Genomic DNA, 16,513 nt, shown 5'->3' with positions numbered 1-16,513 from the left:
TTCGCTTCCACACATTGGCTTGGGTGCAGCACTGCTTGTGGCTGCATTCGCCGCACAGGCGTCGACTGGAAAGGAAACCGCCAGACAAATGCAAGACAACTACGACGCCACCCCCGCCCAGTGCGAGGGCAAAGCCGTACCTGCCCACGCCTGCTCGGGTGTGCTGCTTCGCTCGACCAGGCCGTCACCGCATTACCACACCTGGCATCATAGCCAGAACAGCAAGGACAAGGGCGGCGTATCGTTCTCCTACCTGCGCAGCGATATCCCCACCACCCGGCTGGCTGCCGATGGCCGTAGTGGCTTCACCCTGTACCCGATACTGCAACGCCCGCAAGGCTCCCTACGCTACGAGATGCTGTGCGCCTGGCCCACCGACGGCGACACCTGGGAACGCGATAATCGCGGTTGCGGCAATAACCGGCAAACGGCCGAAACCGAGGCAGCCTGCCATGAACAGGAGGTGTTCACTGCCGAGCAATGGATCGCGCGCTTCAGGCAGAGCGGGGATTATAAACGCCAATGCGCCTTCGACATCCGCCGCGCGAGGGTGCCGGAACGGGCCGAGGCCTTCCATCAAAGCCTGCGCGCCAAACAACTGTTCGCCCGCGAGCTGCCATTTCCCTGGAACGAAGTGGTGATTGGCGCCTGGGACGAAGCGAGCGCCAATCGCCTGCCGATCCAGTCGTTTTTCCACATCGAGGGCGAGCATGGTGCCCTGCAGCAGGCTCAGGCCGACCAGCAGGACTGGCACCAGACCTATGGCAGTTTCATTCCGGTGATTCGCATCCGCCTACCGGACAACACCACTGAGCGTGCCATCTTCAGCTACCACGACAGTGATCAGGCCGTGGCGCTGCCCTGAGCATGCTGATACGCCCGCAAGCCCTTGAACGCTTGCTGGCGTACCTTGTTCTGTACGAGCGGCGACCAGCCAAGCAGCAGGCCTGGAGCACCCAGCGCCTGCCGCGCCCAACGCCACAGGTCGAAGGTGTCGTCATGCTGGCAGATCAGCCCATCGCGGATCACGAAACGCGCCTGGATATCGTTGACCACAGTACGGCCAGTCTGGCTGAACAGGTAGGTGGCGACCCAGTGTGCGCCACCGCTGCGCTCATCGGCGCGTACGCCGTCGAACGTCAGGGTGAAATCCTTCGCCCGGGTAGTGAGCATCCGCCACATGTCACCCACGTCCCTGCCACGCAAGGTACCGAATACCGGGTCGCTGAAGACGATATCGTCGCTGTAGCAGGCCACCATGGCCTCGGCGTCAAGGCGCTGGAAGGCCTGGTAGAAGCGGGTGATGAGTTCGCGGTTGGCGTCGCTCATGAGGGCTGGTCCGTCCTGGGGTGGAAAGCTGCACGATAATCTGCCCCACAGGCTTATACCAGTACCCGCGAAGAGGCCGGTACTGGCCAGGTTCCCCTTCAAACCTTCTCGCTGGTCACCTGCACATGCAAAGCTCGCCCAGCCCCCAGCCCGAACACGATGGCGCCAACCCCCAGCACGGCAAAAATCCAGCCTACGGCGGCCCAGCCACCGCTCAGGTCATGCACCAGGCCCACCGCAAACGGCCCCATCGACGCCAAGGTGTAGCCCACGCCCTGGGCCATGCTCGACAGGTTGGCCGCGACATGGGCGTCTTTCGAACGCAGCACGATCAAGGTCAGCGCCAGGGCGAAGGTACCGCCCTGCCCCAGGCCCAGCAGTACCGCCCAGCCCCACAGCCCGCCAAGCGGCGCATACAGGCAACCGAACAAGCCGGCCAGGGTGGTCAGCATGACCAGCACGATCGCCAGCCGCTGGTCCTTGCCGCGCGTGGCCAGCCACGGCGCACTGAGCGAACTGAGCAACTGCACGATCACCGACCCCGACAGCACCAACCCCGCCTCGGTCGGGCTCAGGCCGCGACCAATCAGGATTGACGGCAACCAACCGAACACGATGTAGGCCAGCGACGATTGCAGGCCCATGTACAAGGTCACCTGCCAGGCCAAGGGATCACGCCACAGGCCACGCACGCGATAGGCCACCTTGTGCAAGCCATGCCCCTGGCGGGCTTGGGGCAGCCAGACCAGCATGGCCAGCAGCGCCGGTAGCGCCCAGAAGCCCAGCCCCAGCGCCCAGCTGCCGTCGAAGTGCTGCGCCAGCGGGACGGTGGCCCCCGCTGCCATGGCCGCGCCCAGGCATAGCGCCATGGTGTACACGCCGGTCAGCGTGCCGGCGTGCTGCGGGAAGTCGCGCTTGACGATACCCGGCAACAGCACGCCGATGATGCCGATGCTGGCCCCGGCCACCAGGCTGCCGAGGAACACTCCGATAGCACCGAAGCTACTGCGCACCACGATGCCCAGCGCCAGGCTGGCGAGGATGCCGAGGATCACCCGCTCACTGCCGAAGCGACGCGCCAGCACTGGCGCCAACGGGGCGAACAAACCCAGGCACAACACTGGCAAGGTGGTCAGCAAGCCAGCCAGCGAGGCGTTCAGCCCCAGGCCCGCGGACACCTGGCCAAGCACTGGCGCCATGCTCGACAACGCCGGGCGCAGGTTCAGCGCCACCAGCACCAGGCCGAGCAACAGCAGCCACGGCCGCCGCAGCAGCACAGGCTGCTGCTGGACCTGCTCGTCGTCAGCCTCGGCATCGATCAGCAGCTCATCGAGTTCCCGCTCAGGTGGCGGGGTGTTACGGGTGATGGATTCAGCCATGGCGTTCTCGGGTCAGGATTCGATGAGGGTACGGCTCAGGCGTTTGGCCCGCTCCGCGTCGCGTTGCTCGATGGCCTCGAGAATCTGCCCGTGCAGGTCGAACGTGGCCTGGCAGCGCGGAACGGTGGTCATGTTGTGCTGCAGCGCGGCAGCCACCACCCCGGAAAAGTAGCGGTACAACTCGCTGAGTGCCGGGTTGTGGGCGGCATCGACCAGCCGTTGGTGAAACACCAGGTCGCAGGCCACGTAGGCGGCAACATCGCCATGAAAATGCCCGGCACTGACCGCCAGAGCATCACGCAACGCCTGCAGGTCGGCATCGGTACGCCGCAGCGCGGCCAGGCCGATAGCCTCTGCTTCCAGAATGTGCCGGGTTTCACGGGCATGTTCAGGTGAGCAGCGTGACATCGCCTGCACGGCCTGCAGCGGATCCTGGGCGGTGCGCAGGTAACTGCCATCGCCCTGGCGAATTTCCACCAGGCCGCTGAATGCCAGCACACGCATGGCCTCGCGCACGGTATTACGGCTGATGCCCAGCTCCACGGCCAGCACCGGTTCGGTGGGCAGACGTTGGCCGATTTGCCAGTCGCCCTGGAGGATGCGTTCGCGCATGCGCTCGACGGCAAGTTCGACCAGTGAGCGCCTGGTCAATTCGCTGCTCATTTCACTCAACCAATCATCCGATGAATTCGTGCAGCTTAATGGAAAGCCTTGCGCACGGCAATTCAACTGGCATTTCTACCAGTTGTCAGCGCGTGGGGTTGTTGCAACGCTTGAGCCCGACCTCATCAAGGCATGACTTATGTCGATCATCAGAGCCCTACGCTGGACCGCCCTGCTGCTGGCTGCGCTGCTGGTCAATGGCTGCGACGTCAAACCGCTGCAAACGCAACCGAAGACGCTGATCATCGGCATGGACGGCGTCCAACTTCAGCATTACGAACAGCTGGGCGCCGATACCAACCTGCACAAGCGCCTGTTCTATGGCAAGGCCTATGCCGGCGGCATAACCGGGCGGGCCAGCGAGCAGGCCACGGTCAGCGGCCCGGGGTGGATCACCCTGTTGTCAGGTGTGTGGGCCAACAAGCACAAGGTGGTCTCCAACTCCGAAACCTTGCGCATCGCTCCCGAGTTCCCCAGCCTGTTCAAGCGGCTACGCGATGCACGGCCAAACGCCTACATCGCCAGCATCGTCAACTGGTCGCCGATCAACACTGCCTACCTGCTGGTGGACGCGCAGGGCAATAACCTGCGCGAAAGCGGCCTGAATGATGAGCAGGTCACCGCGCGAACCCTGGAGATACTGGGCAATACCCCGGCCGACTTCACCTTCATTCAGCTCGACGAACCCGACCAGGCCGGCCACGCCAGTGGCTTCGGGCCGGCCTACCAGGCAGCCCTGCGCGAAGCTGACGCGCGCCTGGGGCGCCTGCTGGACAAGGTGGAACAGCGCATGACCCAGTATCCGCAGGAGGATTGGCTGGTGATTGTCTGCACTGACCACGGTCGGGATTACTGGGGCACTGGCCATGGCGGTGTGACCGAGCAGGAGAAGACCGTGTTCATTGCCAGCAACAAGCCGTTGAATGAAGAGCTGAACCAACCCAGCATTCCAGAAGACAACCCGGGGCCCAACAACTTGTATGGCTACGCAGCGCAGACCTCGGTAGCCCCAACCGTGCTCAGGCACATGGGGCTCGACCTGCTGCCGGAATGGCGGCTCGACGGTACGCCGCTGCTGGGCGCTACCGGCGTACGCAAGGCACGGGCCATCGAAGCCGAAGGCAAATTGTTGTGGAACAGCGACTCGCCAGGGACCGTGATCATTCACAAGAATGGCCAGGTCGTCGCCAATGCGCAGGCTTACCTGCAGCAGTGGACCGATCCCGAAGGCATGCGCCAGGCCGACGACTACGTGCTCGAACTTGATGGCACGCCGGTCGCGGTGCGCACCCGGCCAGCCAGCGCGCGATTGAGTATCGAGAAAATCAGGTACTGAGCGGGGCGGCCCTGCAGGAGCGGATGTCCCCACTCCTGCAGACCTCGGCTCAGTTCAAGGCATCGAGCAGCGCCTGGTTCATCTCCGGCGTGCCAATGGTGATACGCAGGAACTGGGCAATGCGCTCCTGCTTGAAGTGACGCACGATCACGCCCTGCTCACGCAGGCGCGCCGACAGCTGTGCGGCATCCTGCTGGGGGTGGCGGGCGAAGATGAAGTTGGCCGCCGATGGCAATACCTCGAAGCCCTTGCCGACCAACTGTTCCACCAATGCTTCACGGCTGTCGATCACCTTGCGGCAGGTTGCCTCGAAGTAGGCCTTGTCCTCGAAGGCAGCCGCAGCGCCCACGATCGCCATGCGGTCAAGCGGGTAGGAGTTGAAGCTGTTCTTGATCCGCTCCAGCGCCTCGATGAGGTCCGGGTGACCGACTGCCAGGCCCACACGCAAACCGGCGAGCGAGCGGGACTTCGACAGGGTCTGGGTCACCAGCAGGTTGTCATAGCGATCCACCAGGCTGATGGCCGTTTCACCGCCGAAGTCGATGTAGGCTTCGTCCACCACCACCACCGAGTCGCGGTTGGCTTGCAGCAACTGCTCGATCGCCTGCAACGGCAGCAGGCAGCCGGTCGGCGCGTTAGGGTTGGGGAAAATGATCCCGGCGTTGGGTTTGTTGTAGTCAGCAATGCGGATCTGGAACTGCTCATCCAGCGCCACCTGCTCGAACGCAATGCCATACAAGCCGCAGTACACCGGGTAGAAGCTGTAGCTGACGTCGGGGAACAGCAACGGGCCGCGAGCGTGCTGGAACAGGCCGTGGAAGATGTGTGCCAGCACCTCGTCGGAGCCGTTGCCGACGAACACTTGCGCCGGGGTGACGCCGTAATACTCGGCCACCGCCTGCTTCAGGCGGTCGCTGTTCGGGTCCGGGTACAGGCGCAGGTTGTCGTTCAGCTCGCCACGCATGGCCTCCAGCGCCTTCGGCGATGGGCCATAGGGGTTCTCGTTGGTGTTCAGCTTGACCAGGCGGGCCAGCTTGGGTTGCTCGCCCGGCACGTAAGGCACCAGGTCCTTGACGAAGGGGCTCCAGAATCGACTCATGCTCAGTTCCCCTTCTGTTGGGTCAGGATACGGTATTCAGCGCTGCGGGCGTGGGCGGTCAGCGACTCGCCACGGGCCAGGACCGAAGCGGTGTGGCCCAGTTCGGACGCGCCCTGTTCGGAGCAGAAGATGATCGACGAACGCTTCTGGAAGTCATACACCCCCAGCGGCGAGGAAAAACGCGCGGTGCCGGAAGTGGGCAGCACGTGATTGGGGCCGGCGCAGTAGTCACCCAGCGCTTCGCTGGTGTGGCGGCCCATGAAGATCGCGCCCGCGTGGCGGATCTGCGGCAGCCAGGCCTGCGGGTCGGCCACTGACAGTTCGAGGTGCTCCGGCGCGATACGGTTGGCCACTTCAATGGCCTGCTGCATGTCACGCACCTGGATCAACGCGCCACGGCCATTGATCGATTTCTCGATGATCGCGGCACGCTCCATGGTCGGCAGCAACTTGTCGATGCTGGCGGCAACGCGGTCAAGGAAAGCCGCGTCCGGGCTGACCAGGATCGCCTGGGCGTCTTCGTCGTGCTCGGCCTGGGAAAACAGGTCCATGGCGATCCAGTCCGGATCGGTCTGGCCGTCACACACCACGAGGATTTCCGATGGGCCGGCGATCATGTCGATGCCTACCTGGCCGAACACGTGGCGCTTGGCCGTGGCGACGTAGATGTTGCCCGGGCCGACGATCTTGTCTACCTGCGGCACGCTCTCGGTACCGTAGGCCAGCGCCGCAACGGCCTGGGCGCCACCGACGGTGAACACCCGGTCGACCCCGGCGATGCAGGCCGCCGCCAGCACCAGCTCATTGACCTCGCCACGCGGGGTGGGCACCACCATGACCACTTCGGCCACGCCGGCAACCTTGGCCGGGATGGCATTCATCAGCACCGACGACGGGTACGACGCCTTGCCGCCCGGCACGTACAGGCCGGCGCGGTCCAGCGGGGTGACCTTCTGGCCGAGCACGGTGCCGTCGGCTTCGGTGTATTGCCAGGAGTCCTGCTTCTGCCGCTCGTGGTACAGGCGCACACGGTTGGCGGCTTTTTCCAGGGCTTCGCGCTGGGCCGGGGTAATGCGGGTCAGAGCCAGTTCCAGGCGGTCGCGCTTGAGGATCAGGTCGTCGATCGACTTGGCATCGACACCATCGAAACGCTGGGTGAACTCCACCAGCGCCGCATCGCCGCGCTCGCGCACAGCCTTGATGATGTCGAGCACGCGCTGGTTGACCGCGTCATCGGACACACTTTCCCAGCTCAGCAGATGATCCAGATGTCGGGCGAAATCCGGATCAGCAGCGTTGAGACGGGCAATTGCAGTGGACACGGTCATGGCGAGGGCCTCGATTATTGGCGAATGCTCAGGCGCCCTAGGCTACCAGTCGATCCGCGCGGGCACCCAAGAAAAAAGGCTATGACGCGGATAGACGGGCGCGACAGCGAAGGTCGCGCGCAGGAGTCAACCGCGGTGTCGCGACTCGACTGCTTGGCGCAGCGTGTCGATCAGGCTCTGGATACGGGCGTGCTGCATTTTCATGGAGGCCTTGTTGACCACCAGGCGCGAGCTGATCGTGGCGATCAGTTCCTGAGGCTCCAGGCCGTTGGCACGCAGGGTATTGCCGGTGTCGACCACGTCGATGATCTTGTCGGCGAGGTTGATCAGCGGTGCCAGCTCCATCGAGCCGTACAGCTTGATGATGTCGACCTGACGGCCCTGTTCGGCGTAATAGCGTTTGGCTACGTTGACGAACTTGGTCGCCACGCGCAGACGGCCCTTGGGCTCGGCTGCACCGACCACGCCGGCAGTCATCAGCTTGCAACGGGCAATCTGCAGGTCCAGGGGCTCGTACAGGCCCTGGCCGCCATACTCCATCAGCACGTCCTTGCCGGCCACACCCAGGTCGGCGGCACCATGCTCGACATAGGTCGGCACGTCGGTGGCACGCACGATCAGCAGGCGCACGTCGTCCTGCGTGGTGGGGATGATCAGTTTGCGGCTCTTGTCCGGGTTCTCGGTCGGCACGATACCGGCTTCCGCCAGCAGCGGCAGGGTATCGTCGAGAATACGGCCTTTGGAAAGCGCGATGGTCAACATTGGAACGTCGGTCCTCAAGCGGCTACTGCCGGCCGGGCCACGGGCCCGACCGCATTCAATTCATCAGGCCCAGCCTGTGGGAGCGGGCTAGCCCGCGAACACCGGCATAGCCGGTGCCATGCACCGCGGAGGCTTCTTCGCGGGCATGCCCGCTCCCACAGGATGTGCCAGGCAGATAACTAGCCCGGTACGCGACGGATTTTCGCGCCCAGCATCTGCAGTTTCTCTTCGATGCACTCGTAACCACGGTCGATGTGGTAGATGCGATCGATCAGGGTATCGCCTTCGGCAACCAGTGCCGACAGCACCAGGCTGGCCGACGCACGCAGGTCGGTGGCCATGACCGGGGCGCCCTTGAGCGTATTCACGCCAGTGACGATTGCGGTGTTGCCTTCGACCTGGATCTGCGCGCCCATGCGGTGCATTTCATAGACGTGCATGAAGCGGTTTTCAAAGATCGTCTCGATCACCGCGCCAGTGCCTTCGGCAATGGCGTTGAGCGAGATGAACTGCGCCTGCATGTCGGTCGGGAACGCCGGGTACGGGGCGGTACGCAGGTTGACGGCTTTCGGCCGCTTGCCATGCATGTCCAGCTCGATCCAGTCTTCGCCGGTGTTGATGTCGGCGCCGGCTTCCTTGAGTTTTTCCAGGACCGCTTCAAGGATGGTCGGGTCGGTGTCCTTGACCTTGACGCGGCCACCGGTCACGGCAGCGGCAACCAGGTAGGTACCGGTCTCGATACGGTCTGGCATCACGCGGTAGTTGGCCGAGGCCAGGCGCTCGACGCCATCGATGACGATGGTGTCGGTACCCGCGCCCTGGATCTTGCCGCCCATGGCGTTGATGAAGTTGGCCAGGTCGACCACTTCCGGCTCGCGCGCGGCGTTCTGCAGCACACTGCGGCCCTTGGCCAGGGCTGCGGCCATCATGATGTTCTCGGTACCGGTCACGCTGACGGTGTCGAAGAAGAAGTGCGCACCGCGCAGGCCACCTTCAGGCGCCTTGGCCTTGATGTAGCCGCCCTCGACTTCGATCTTGGCGCCCATGGCTTCGAGGCCACGGATGTGCAGGTCGACCGGGCGCGAGCCAATGGCGCAACCGCCAGGCAGGGCCACTTCGGCCTCGCCGAAGCGGGCGACCATCGGGCCAAGGACCAGGATCGAGGCGCGCATGGTCTTCACCAGCTCGTACGGCGCGACCAGGGTCTTGATGGTGCGCGGGTCGATCTCCACCGCCAGCTTTTCGTCGATCACAGGCTCGATGCCCATGCGCCCGAACAGCTCGATCATGGTGGTGATGTCGTGCAGGTGCGGCAGGTTGCCTACGGTGACCGGGCCGTCGGCCAACAGGGTCGCCGCCAGGATCGGCAGGGCTGCGTTCTTCGCGCCCGAAATGCGGATCTCGCCATCAAGGCGAGCGCCGCCAGTAATAATCAGTTTGTCCATTGGAATCTCGCCGCCACGTTGGCTCAGGTGCGCTCAGCCCAGGCTGCGCTGCTGAAAAATTTCATGGTTACCGCATGGATGCTGCCATTGGCGATCCACGGATTCAGGTGAGCATAGATCGCCTGCTGGCGTTTGACCGGGCTCAGGCCAGCCAACTCGTCGCTGATCACGTTCAACTGGAAGTTGCAGCCTTCGCCTTCAACTTCGACCCGGGAACCCGGCAATTTCTCTTCAAGGAAGCTTTTAACTTCTACGGCCTGCATGCTCAACCTCAATCGGCGCCCGATGCGCACGGGTCGGCCATCATACAAAAAAGCCCCTCGCCTGCGAAGCCCAACGAGGGCTTCACTGACCGAGGGGCCATCATTCCTGTCACGCCATCAGGTTGCCAGCACTTCGTCGAGGTCATAGACCTCGGCAATTTCGCGCATGTCGTCGGGCATTTTGCGCACCTGACAACCCTTGCCAGCGGCCTGGGCATCACGCATGAAGGCCAGCAGCAGTGACAGGCCGACACTGGTGGAGCGCTGCACCGCCGCGCAATCGAGCACTACCTGCGCCTCGCCGCAGGCGCCGATCAGCGCCTTGCCCTGCTTGCGCAGGAGCGGCCCGCTGCGGTAGTCCAGCACGCCGGCCAGGCGCAGCACGCCCGGCTCGGCCATGCTTACGGCAGCCTCACTCATTTGACGGTCTTCTCCGGGGAGTTGTCGGCAGCCTGCTTGGCCTTGGCCACTTCACCGGCCCAGCCGTCGATGGTCTTGTCCAGGTCGCCACCGTTGCGCTGCATGGCGTCGGCGAACTGGTCGCGGAACAGCTTGCCGATGTTGATGCCGTTGACGATCACGTTACGCACCTTCCACTCGCCAGCCAGGTTTTCCAGGGTGTACTGCACCGGGTAGACGGCACCGTTGTTGCCGGTGACCTTCATGCCGACGCTGGCGCGCTTGCCGTCATCGGCCTTGGCCGGGTCTACGACGATACCCTGGTTGTTGTACTCCAGCAGCGCGTTACCGTAGAACTGGAACAGGCTGCGCTTGAAGTTTTCCTGGAAGCGCTGCATCTGCTCGGGCGTGGCCTTGCGCGAGTACTTGACGGTCATGATGCTTCTGGAAATGCCGTCGGCATCGACCACGGGCGCAAGGATCCGGTCAAGGGTGTCGTAGAAAGCTTGCGGGTTGGTCTTGTACTGCTCCTTGTTGGCCTTGAGCTCACCCAGCAACTCGGTGGTGGTGCTCTGCACCACGTCGTGCGGCGACTGCGCGGCCATTGCCATCAGGGGGAAGGCCGCCAGCAGGACCAGCAGGCCACGTCGCAGGATCGAAATCATGGAAACTCCTTAATTAGCCGGTTGCGCTTCTTTCGGTTCCTTGCCAACGGAGTTGAGCAGGAACTTGCCAATCAGATCTTCCAGCACCAGGGCCGACTGGGTGTCATGGATGGTCGCGCCATCCTTGAGCACCTGCTCTTCACCGCCCACGCTGATGCCGATGTACTTCTCGCCCAGCAACCCAGCGGTCAGGATCGAGGCAGTGGAGTCGACCGGCAGGTTATCCACCGACTTGTCCAGCTGCAGCGTCACCCGACCGGTATAGGAATCACGGTCCAGGTCGATGGCGGTAACCTTGCCGATGGTCACACCGGCCATGGTCACTTTAGCTCTGACCGTCAAACCGGCGATATTGTCGAAGTACGCATAAACTTTATAGGTATCGCTGCTCGGGCTGGCCGACAGGCCGCTGACACGCAGGGCCAGCAGCAGCAGCGCCAGGATCCCGGCCAGGAGGAACAGGCCGACACCGATTTCCAGGGTGCGGTTTTGCATCAGAAATCTCCAAACATCAAGGCGGTCAGAATAAAGTCCAGACCCAGCACTGCCAACGAGGCATAAACCACGGTCTTGGTGGTGGCACGGCTGATCCCTTCTGAGGTGGGCTCACAGTCGTACCCCTGGAATACGGCGATCCAGGTCGTGACGAAGGCGAATACCAGGCTCTTGACCAGCCCGTTGAGCACGTCGTCGGTGAACGAAACACTGTTCTGCATGTTGGCCCAGAACGAGCCCTCGTAGACGCCCAGCCAGTCCACGGCGACCCACGAGCCACCCCAGATGCCCACCACGCTGAAGATCAGCGCCAGCAACGGCAGCGAGATGAAACCGGCCCACAGGCGCGGTGCGACAATGTACTTGAGCGGGTCGACGCCGATCATTTCCAGGCTCGACAGCTGCTCGGTGGACTTCATGTTGCCGATTTCAGCGGTCAGCGCGGAGCCGGCGCGGCCGGCGAACAGCAAGGCGGTCACCACCGGGCCCAGTTCACGCAGCAAGGTCAGGGCCACCATCTGCCCCACGGCCTGCTCCGAGCCGTACTTGGTCAGGATGCTGTAGCCCTGCAGCGCCAGCACCATGCCGATGAACACCCCGGACACGACGATGATCGCCAGCGACAGCACACCCACCGAGTACAGCTGCTTGGTCAGCAGCTGGAATCCGCCACCGATACCGCCACGGCCGACCAGGGCATGGAACAGGAACAGGCAGGAACGCCCCAGCACCGCCAGCACGTCGATTGCCGAACGCCCGAGCAGGCGCACACGTTCGAGTAAGGATTTTCTGCGCATCAACGCGCCCCCAGCAGGTCGGCGCGGTAGTCAGGCGCGGGAAAATGGAAAGGTACCGGACCGTCCGGGTCGCCTTTCATGAACTGGCGAATGCGCGGGTTGTCCGACCCCATCAGCTCGTCAGGGGTCCCTTGGCCAAGTACCTGGCCGTCACCCACCACATAGATGTAGTCGGCGATGCTGGCGGTTTCCGCCAGGTCATGGGAGACCACGATGCTGGTGATACCCAGCGCATCGTTGAGCAGGCGGATCAGGCGCACCAGCACCCCCATGGCGATCGGGTCCTGGCCGACGAACGGTTCGTCGTACATGAGGATCTGCGGGTCCAGGGCAATCGCCCGGGCCAGCGCCACGCGGCGCTTCATGCCGCCGGACAGTTCGTCCGGCATCAGGTCGATGGCACCACGCAGGCCCACGGCCTGCAGTTTCATCAGCACGATGTCACGGATCATTTCGTCCGACAGCTGGGTGTGCACGCGCAGCGGGAACGCGACGTTCTCGAACACATCGAGGTCGGTGAACAGCGCGCCGCTCTGGAACAGCACCCCCATTTGCTTGCGGGCGTCGAACAGGTCGCTGCGCGACAGCGTCGGCAGGTTCTGCCCGGCAACCCAGACCTCACCGCTGGAAGGGCGCAACTGCGCGCCCATCAGACGGAGCAACGTGGTCTTGCCGCAACCCGATGGCCCCATTATGCCGGTGACCTTGCCGCGCGGGATGCGAATGTCGACGTTGCTGAAAATGCTGCGCGAACCGCGTTTGAAGGTAACCCCCTTCAACTCGACCGCGTAGGCGCTATCCACACTCATCTAGACTCCTTGCTGATGCAGCCTCGTCCTAATGGACGCCGGCCTCCTTCTGGAAGGCACACGCGCCCCTGGCAGGCCGAATAGCGGCGAACTATAGCACCGCTGACAGCGCCGCCCCAAGGTCGGCTAACGAGTCGTTCAGCCCTGTGACAGGCTGGCGAGAGATTCGCCAGGGCAATCGAAAGCGTGAGGGTTTCTTTCATTGCAGCTATAATCGCCGCCTTTTCATCAGGCATTGCTTTTTCGACATGAGCCAATCCAGCGAGCTGATCCAATCCGCCCAACGCACCCTGCGCCTGGAAGTCGAGGCCGTAGAGGCCCTGCTGGCGCGCATCGACGACAATTTCGTCAAGGCCTGCGAACTGATCCTGGCCAGCAAGGGCCGGGTCGTCGTGGTCGGCATGGGCAAGTCCGGGCACATCGGCAACAAGATCGCCGCCACCCTTGCCAGCACCGGTACGCCGGCATTTTTCGTGCACCCCGCCGAAGCCAGCCATGGCGACATGGGCATGATTACCCGCGATGATGTCATCCTGGCCCTGTCGAACTCCGGCAGCACCGCCGAAATCGTCACCCTGCTGCCGCTGATCAAGCGCCTGGGCATCAAGCTGATCAGCCTGACCGGCAATCCGGATTCGCCCCTGGCCCAGGCTGCCGAGGTCAACCTCGACGCGCGCGTCGAGCAAGAGGCCTGCCCGCTCAACCTGGCCCCCACCTCTTCCACCACCGCTTCGCTGGTACTTGGCGACGCCCTGGCCATCGCCCTGCTCGAGGCGCGTGGCTTCACCGCCGAGGACTTTGCCTTCTCGCACCCGGGTGGGGCACTGGGCCGCCGCCTGCTGCTGAAGGTCGAGAACGTGATGCACGCCGGTGACGACCTGCCCCAGGTGCCGCGCGGCACCCTGCTCAAGGACGCCCTGCTGGAAATGTCCCGCAAGGGCCTGGGCATGACCGTGATCGTCGAAGCCGACGGCAAGCTGGCCGGGATCTTCACCGACGGCGACCTGCGCCGCAGCCTGGACCGCAACATCGACGTCCACACCACCCTGATCGACCAGGTCATGACCGTGCACGGCAAGACGGCCCGCGCCGACATGCTCGCGGCCGAGGCGCTGAAAATCATGGAAGACCACAAGATCGGCGCCCTGGTGGTGGTAGACCGCGAGGACCGCCCGACCGGCGCCCTGAACATGCACGACCTGCTGCGCGCCGGCGTAATGTAAAGGAACGATGGAATGAACCAGGACCTCATGCAACGCGGCAAGCACATCAAGCTGGCAGTGTTCGACGTGGACGGCGTGCTCACCGACGGACGCCTGTACTTCCTCGAGGACGGCAGCGAATTCAAGACCTTCAATACCCTCGACGGCCAGGGCATCAAGATGCTCATGGCCTCGGGCGTGACCACCGCGATCATCAGCGGGCGCAAGACCCCGGTGGTCGAGCGCCGGGCGAAGAACCTCGGCATCCCGCACCTCTATCAAGGCCGCGAGGACAAGCTGGTGGTGCTTGACGGCCTGCTCGCCGAACTGGGCCTGAGCTATGCTCAAGTGGCCTACCTCGGCGACGACCTGCCGGACCTGCCGGTGATTCGCCGGGTCGCCCTGGGCATGGCGGTGGCCAACGCCGCCCCATTCGTTCGCCAGCACGCTCATGGCGTGACCCAGGCACGTGGCGGCGAAGGCGCGGCCCGTGAATTCTGCGAACTGATCATGCAGGCCCAGGGCACCCTGGACGCTGCCAACGCCAACTACCTGTAAGGCTGCCCATGTTCAGCAAGAAAGCCCGCAACATTGCGCTGCTCGCGGTGATCGCCGCCCTGCTGGTGGCGATCGGCTACTGGAATGTCAGCCCGGAAAGCTTCCTCGACAAACCGGTAGCGCAGGTCGACAAGAGCGCCATCGACTACTACGCAGTCAACGCCCACAGCGTGCAGTTCCTGCCCGACGGCAAGCTGCAGTACGAAATGACCGCCGACAAGGTCGAGCACCTCAAGGCCAGCGAAATCACCCTGCTGACCACGCCGGACCTGCACCTGTACCGCGGCACCGCGTTCCCCTGGCACGTGCAGAGCACCCGCGCCGAGGTCAACCCGGACGGCAGCGAAGTTGAACTGATCGACAACGTGCGGGTTGCCCGCACCGACGAAAAACAGCGCGAAACCATCATTACCAGCTCACGCATGACCGTGTTCCCGCAGAAGCAATATGCGCAGACCGAGCAAGCCGTTAGAATCGACGGCGCCGGTGGCACGACTACGGGTAAAGGAATGAAAGCGTATTTGAAAGAAGGCAAGATGGACTTGCTCTCTAACGTAAGAGGACAGTATGAGGCTCGTTAAAACCCTCCCCCTTTTGCTCAGCCTGAGCGCAGCACTGGGAAGCGCGAGCGCCCTCGCCCTGCCGAATGACCGTGACCAGCCTATCCGCATCCAGGCCGACAACGCCCACCTGGACGACAAGCAGGGCGTGGCCACCTACACCGGCGACGTGATCATCACCCAGGGTTCGATGATGATCAAAGGCAACACCGTGACCATCACCCGTTCCGCCTCCGGCGACATCGACGTGGTGACCTCGGTGGGCAACCTGGCCTACTTCGAGCAGCAGCAGAGCGCAGCCAAGCCGGACAAGATGAAAGGCTGGGCAGTTACCATCCAGTACCAGGCGCAGAAGGACATGGTGGTGCTCACCGATCGCGCCAAGGTCGAGAACGAAGGCAACACCACCGAAGGCGAGAAGATCGTCTACAACACCAAGACCCAGGTGGCGACCGCCGGTCGTGGTGGCAACGTGACTTCGCCGCGTCAGCGTATCGACATGGTGATCCAGCCCAAGAAGAAGGCCGAGTAAATGGCAACCCTCAAAGCCCAGCACCTGGCCAAGAGCTACAAGGGGCGGCAAGTCGTACGTGACGTCAGCCTGTCGATCGACAGCGGCCAGATCGTCGGCCTGCTCGGCCCCAACGGCGCCGGCAAGACCACCTGCTTCTACATGATCGTCGGCCTGGTCCAGGCCGAGCAGGGCCGCGTGCTGATCGACAACCTCGATGTCAGCCACCAGCCCATGCACGGTCGCGCCCGCGCCGGTATCGGCTACCTGCCGCAGGAAGCCTCGATCTTCCGCAAGCTGTCGGTGGCCGACAACATCATGGCCATTCTCGAGACCCGCAAGGACCTCGACCGCGAAGGCCGCCGCAAGGAACTGGAAAGCCTGCTGCAGGAATTCCACATCAGCCACATTCGCGACAACCTTGGCATGAGCCTGTCCGGTGGCGAGCGCCGTCGCGTCGAGATCGCCCGTGCGCTGGCGACCGCCCCCAAGTTCATCCTGCTGGACGAACCGTTTGCCGGTGTCGACCCGATTTCCGTCGGCGACATCAAGCAGATCATCCACCACCTCAAGGCCAAGGGCATCGGTGTACTCATCACCGACCACAACGTCCGCGAGACCCTGGATATCTGCGAAACCGCCTATATCGTCAATGATGGCCGCCTTATCGCCGAAGGCGATGCCGAGACCATCCTGGCCAACGACTTGGTCAAAGAGGTTTACCTGGGCCACGAGTTCCGGCTCTGAACCCAGTACGCGCCTGGAGTGCCGGCAATTCGCCCTGCAATCGGGGTAAAGTTGTTACGGTACTCTAGGCAAACGCTACAATTTAAGGCATAAAACTTGCTTGATCTGGCGCCCCGGCGCCCCCGTGTAGTGGATGGCGCATGCGCGCCGGCGAACAAGGTATTAA

The 16,513-nt window shown here is 63.5% G+C and carries 20 protein-coding genes; 7 read left to right on the top strand and 13 right to left on the bottom strand.

What is annotated here, in order from left to right; all coding sequences use genetic code 11:
• The first annotated feature begins 88 nt into the window (after positions 1-88).
• Positions 89-865 carry a hypothetical protein gene (locus tag HU763_RS04905; RefSeq protein WP_186686198.1) on the top strand — a complete coding sequence of 259 codons (777 nt, stop codon included), beginning with the start codon at positions 89-91 and terminating at the stop codon, positions 863-865.
• Here HU763_RS04905 and HU763_RS04900 read toward each other — a convergent pair.
• The 3 genes from HU763_RS04900 to HU763_RS04890 form a co-directional block, all read right to left on the bottom strand.
• On the bottom strand, positions 844-1,329 hold the full coding sequence (locus HU763_RS04900; protein ID WP_186686199.1) for a nuclear transport factor 2 family protein: 486 nt from the start codon (positions 1,327-1,329) through the stop codon (positions 844-846). The genes HU763_RS04905 and HU763_RS04900 overlap by 22 nt on opposite strands.
• 98 nt (positions 1,330-1,427) lie before the next feature.
• Positions 1,428-2,708, bottom strand: coding sequence for a CynX/NimT family MFS transporter (locus tag HU763_RS04895; RefSeq protein ID WP_186686200.1), 1,281 nt, complete (start codon positions 2,706-2,708; stop codon positions 1,428-1,430).
• Positions 2,709-2,720: 12 nt separating this feature from the next.
• Positions 2,721-3,371 (bottom strand): FadR/GntR family transcriptional regulator, encoded by a 651-nt coding sequence (locus tag HU763_RS04890; protein WP_170028418.1) that lies wholly within the window; start codon positions 3,369-3,371, stop codon positions 2,721-2,723.
• A 139-nt stretch (positions 3,372-3,510) separates the two neighbouring features.
• Here HU763_RS04890 and HU763_RS04885 point away from each other — a divergent pair, with 139 nt between their 5' ends.
• Positions 3,511-4,707 carry an alkaline phosphatase family protein gene (locus tag HU763_RS04885; RefSeq protein ID WP_186686201.1) on the top strand — a complete coding sequence of 399 codons (1,197 nt, stop codon included), beginning with the start codon at positions 3,511-3,513 and terminating at the stop codon, positions 4,705-4,707.
• Positions 4,708-4,756: 49 nt separating this feature from the next.
• On the opposite strand, the gene hisC is transcribed toward HU763_RS04885, so the two are convergent.
• From hisC to HU763_RS04835, 10 genes are all read right to left on the bottom strand, one after another.
• Positions 4,757-5,806: a histidinol-phosphate transaminase gene (hisC, locus tag HU763_RS04880; protein WP_186686202.1), complete on the bottom strand. Its 1,050-nt coding sequence runs from the start codon at positions 5,804-5,806 to the stop codon at positions 4,757-4,759.
• Between the two features lie 2 nt (positions 5,807-5,808).
• Positions 5,809-7,134, bottom strand: a complete 1,326-nt coding sequence (gene hisD / locus HU763_RS04875) for a histidinol dehydrogenase (RefSeq protein ID WP_170028415.1) — start codon at positions 7,132-7,134, stop codon at positions 5,809-5,811.
• 126 nt (positions 7,135-7,260) lie between these two features.
• Positions 7,261-7,896: an ATP phosphoribosyltransferase gene (gene hisG, locus HU763_RS04870; protein WP_051096610.1), complete on the bottom strand. Its 636-nt coding sequence runs from the start codon at positions 7,894-7,896 to the stop codon at positions 7,261-7,263.
• Between the two features lie 179 nt (positions 7,897-8,075).
• A complete protein-coding gene (murA, locus tag HU763_RS04865; protein ID WP_170028414.1) occupies positions 8,076-9,341 on the bottom strand; it encodes a UDP-N-acetylglucosamine 1-carboxyvinyltransferase in 1,266 nt (421 codons plus the stop codon).
• A gap of 23 nt (positions 9,342-9,364) precedes the next feature.
• The gene (locus HU763_RS04860; protein WP_003255121.1) at positions 9,365-9,604 is read right to left on the bottom strand and encodes a BolA family protein; all 240 of its coding nucleotides are present in this window, start codon (positions 9,602-9,604) and stop codon (positions 9,365-9,367) included.
• A 117-nt stretch (positions 9,605-9,721) separates the two neighbouring features.
• Positions 9,722-10,024, bottom strand: coding sequence for an STAS domain-containing protein (locus HU763_RS04855; RefSeq protein WP_186686203.1), 303 nt, complete (start codon positions 10,022-10,024; stop codon positions 9,722-9,724).
• Positions 10,021-10,668: an MlaC/ttg2D family ABC transporter substrate-binding protein gene (locus HU763_RS04850; RefSeq protein WP_170028412.1), complete on the bottom strand. Its 648-nt coding sequence runs from the start codon at positions 10,666-10,668 to the stop codon at positions 10,021-10,023. The genes HU763_RS04855 and HU763_RS04850 overlap by 4 nt, the downstream gene beginning before the upstream one ends.
• A gap of 9 nt (positions 10,669-10,677) precedes the next feature.
• Positions 10,678-11,163: an outer membrane lipid asymmetry maintenance protein MlaD gene (mlaD, locus tag HU763_RS04845; protein WP_170028411.1), complete on the bottom strand. Its 486-nt coding sequence runs from the start codon at positions 11,161-11,163 to the stop codon at positions 10,678-10,680.
• Positions 11,163-11,960 (bottom strand): lipid asymmetry maintenance ABC transporter permease subunit MlaE, encoded by a 798-nt coding sequence (gene mlaE, locus HU763_RS04840; RefSeq protein WP_186673349.1) that lies wholly within the window; start codon positions 11,958-11,960, stop codon positions 11,163-11,165. Before mlaE ends, mlaD begins: the two co-directional genes overlap by 1 nt.
• Positions 11,960-12,769 (bottom strand): ATP-binding cassette domain-containing protein, encoded by an 810-nt coding sequence (locus HU763_RS04835; protein WP_012270662.1) that lies wholly within the window; start codon positions 12,767-12,769, stop codon positions 11,960-11,962. The genes mlaE and HU763_RS04835 overlap by 1 nt, the downstream gene beginning before the upstream one ends.
• 248 nt (positions 12,770-13,017) lie before the next feature.
• On the opposite strand from HU763_RS04835, the gene HU763_RS04830 reads away from it, so the two are divergent.
• Genes HU763_RS04830 through lptB form a run of 5 tightly spaced genes read left to right on the top strand, consistent with a single transcriptional unit; the run spans position 13,018 to position 16,347 of the window.
• Complete coding sequence (locus tag HU763_RS04830) at positions 13,018-13,992, top strand: KpsF/GutQ family sugar-phosphate isomerase (RefSeq protein ID WP_170028409.1); 975 nt, start codon at positions 13,018-13,020, stop codon at positions 13,990-13,992.
• 12 nt (positions 13,993-14,004) lie between these two features.
• The gene (locus HU763_RS04825; RefSeq protein WP_085623989.1) at positions 14,005-14,529 is read left to right on the top strand and encodes a KdsC family phosphatase; all 525 of its coding nucleotides are present in this window, start codon (positions 14,005-14,007) and stop codon (positions 14,527-14,529) included.
• Between the two features lie 8 nt (positions 14,530-14,537).
• Positions 14,538-15,110 (top strand): LPS export ABC transporter periplasmic protein LptC, encoded by a 573-nt coding sequence (gene lptC, locus HU763_RS04820; RefSeq protein WP_170028408.1) that lies wholly within the window; start codon positions 14,538-14,540, stop codon positions 15,108-15,110.
• The gene (lptA, locus tag HU763_RS04815; RefSeq protein WP_170028407.1) at positions 15,097-15,621 is read left to right on the top strand and encodes a lipopolysaccharide transport periplasmic protein LptA; all 525 of its coding nucleotides are present in this window, start codon (positions 15,097-15,099) and stop codon (positions 15,619-15,621) included. The genes lptC and lptA overlap by 14 nt, the downstream gene beginning before the upstream one ends.
• The gene (gene lptB / locus HU763_RS04810; RefSeq protein ID WP_012270657.1) at positions 15,622-16,347 is read left to right on the top strand and encodes an LPS export ABC transporter ATP-binding protein; all 726 of its coding nucleotides are present in this window, start codon (positions 15,622-15,624) and stop codon (positions 16,345-16,347) included.
• Positions 16,348-16,513 lie beyond the last annotated feature (166 nt).

Origin of the sequence: Pseudomonas anuradhapurensis (genome assembly GCF_014269225.2) — a bacterium.
Lineage (GTDB): Bacteria > Pseudomonadota > Gammaproteobacteria > Pseudomonadales > Pseudomonadaceae > Aquipseudomonas > Aquipseudomonas anuradhapurensis.
This window is presented reverse-complemented; position numbering and strand designations above follow the sequence as displayed.

What these genes read in the sequence shown, in the direction of transcription:
- HU763_RS04830 (WP_170028409.1), top strand. Translation starts at nt 13,018, where the DNA reads ATGAGCCAATCCAGCGAGCTGATCCAATCCGCCCAACGCACCCTGCGC.
- lptB (WP_012270657.1), top strand. Translation starts at nt 15,622, where the DNA reads ATGGCAACCCTCAAAGCCCAGCACCTGGCCAAGAGCTACAAGGGGCGG.
- hisC (WP_186686202.1), bottom strand. Translation starts at nt 5,806, where the DNA reads ATGAGTCGATTCTGGAGCCCCTTCGTCAAGGACCTGGTGCCTTACGTG.
- HU763_RS04905 (WP_186686198.1), top strand. Translation starts at nt 89, where the DNA reads ATGCAAGACAACTACGACGCCACCCCCGCCCAGTGCGAGGGCAAAGCC.
- HU763_RS04850 (WP_170028412.1), bottom strand. Translation starts at nt 10,668, where the DNA reads ATGATTTCGATCCTGCGACGTGGCCTGCTGGTCCTGCTGGCGGCCTTC.
- HU763_RS04900 (WP_186686199.1), bottom strand. Translation starts at nt 1,329, where the DNA reads ATGAGCGACGCCAACCGCGAACTCATCACCCGCTTCTACCAGGCCTTC.
- murA (WP_170028414.1), bottom strand. Translation starts at nt 9,341, where the DNA reads ATGGACAAACTGATTATTACTGGCGGCGCTCGCCTTGATGGCGAGATC.
- HU763_RS04835 (WP_012270662.1), bottom strand. Translation starts at nt 12,769, where the DNA reads ATGAGTGTGGATAGCGCCTACGCGGTCGAGTTGAAGGGGGTTACCTTC.
- lptC (WP_170028408.1), top strand. Translation starts at nt 14,538, where the DNA reads ATGTTCAGCAAGAAAGCCCGCAACATTGCGCTGCTCGCGGTGATCGCC.
- HU763_RS04895 (WP_186686200.1), bottom strand. Translation starts at nt 2,708, where the DNA reads ATGGCTGAATCCATCACCCGTAACACCCCGCCACCTGAGCGGGAACTC.
- HU763_RS04885 (WP_186686201.1), top strand. Translation starts at nt 3,511, where the DNA reads ATGTCGATCATCAGAGCCCTACGCTGGACCGCCCTGCTGCTGGCTGCG.
- HU763_RS04855 (WP_186686203.1), bottom strand. Translation starts at nt 10,024, where the DNA reads ATGAGTGAGGCTGCCGTAAGCATGGCCGAGCCGGGCGTGCTGCGCCTG.
- hisG (WP_051096610.1), bottom strand. Translation starts at nt 7,896, where the DNA reads ATGTTGACCATCGCGCTTTCCAAAGGCCGTATTCTCGACGATACCCTG.
- mlaE (WP_186673349.1), bottom strand. Translation starts at nt 11,960, where the DNA reads ATGCGCAGAAAATCCTTACTCGAACGTGTGCGCCTGCTCGGGCGTTCG.
- HU763_RS04825 (WP_085623989.1), top strand. Translation starts at nt 14,005, where the DNA reads ATGAACCAGGACCTCATGCAACGCGGCAAGCACATCAAGCTGGCAGTG.
- lptA (WP_170028407.1), top strand. Translation starts at nt 15,097, where the DNA reads ATGAGGCTCGTTAAAACCCTCCCCCTTTTGCTCAGCCTGAGCGCAGCA.
- HU763_RS04860 (WP_003255121.1), bottom strand. Translation starts at nt 9,604, where the DNA reads ATGCAGGCCGTAGAAGTTAAAAGCTTCCTTGAAGAGAAATTGCCGGGT.
- HU763_RS04890 (WP_170028418.1), bottom strand. Translation starts at nt 3,371, where the DNA reads ATGAGCAGCGAATTGACCAGGCGCTCACTGGTCGAACTTGCCGTCGAG.
- hisD (WP_170028415.1), bottom strand. Translation starts at nt 7,134, where the DNA reads ATGACCGTGTCCACTGCAATTGCCCGTCTCAACGCTGCTGATCCGGAT.
- mlaD (WP_170028411.1), bottom strand. Translation starts at nt 11,163, where the DNA reads ATGCAAAACCGCACCCTGGAAATCGGTGTCGGCCTGTTCCTCCTGGCC.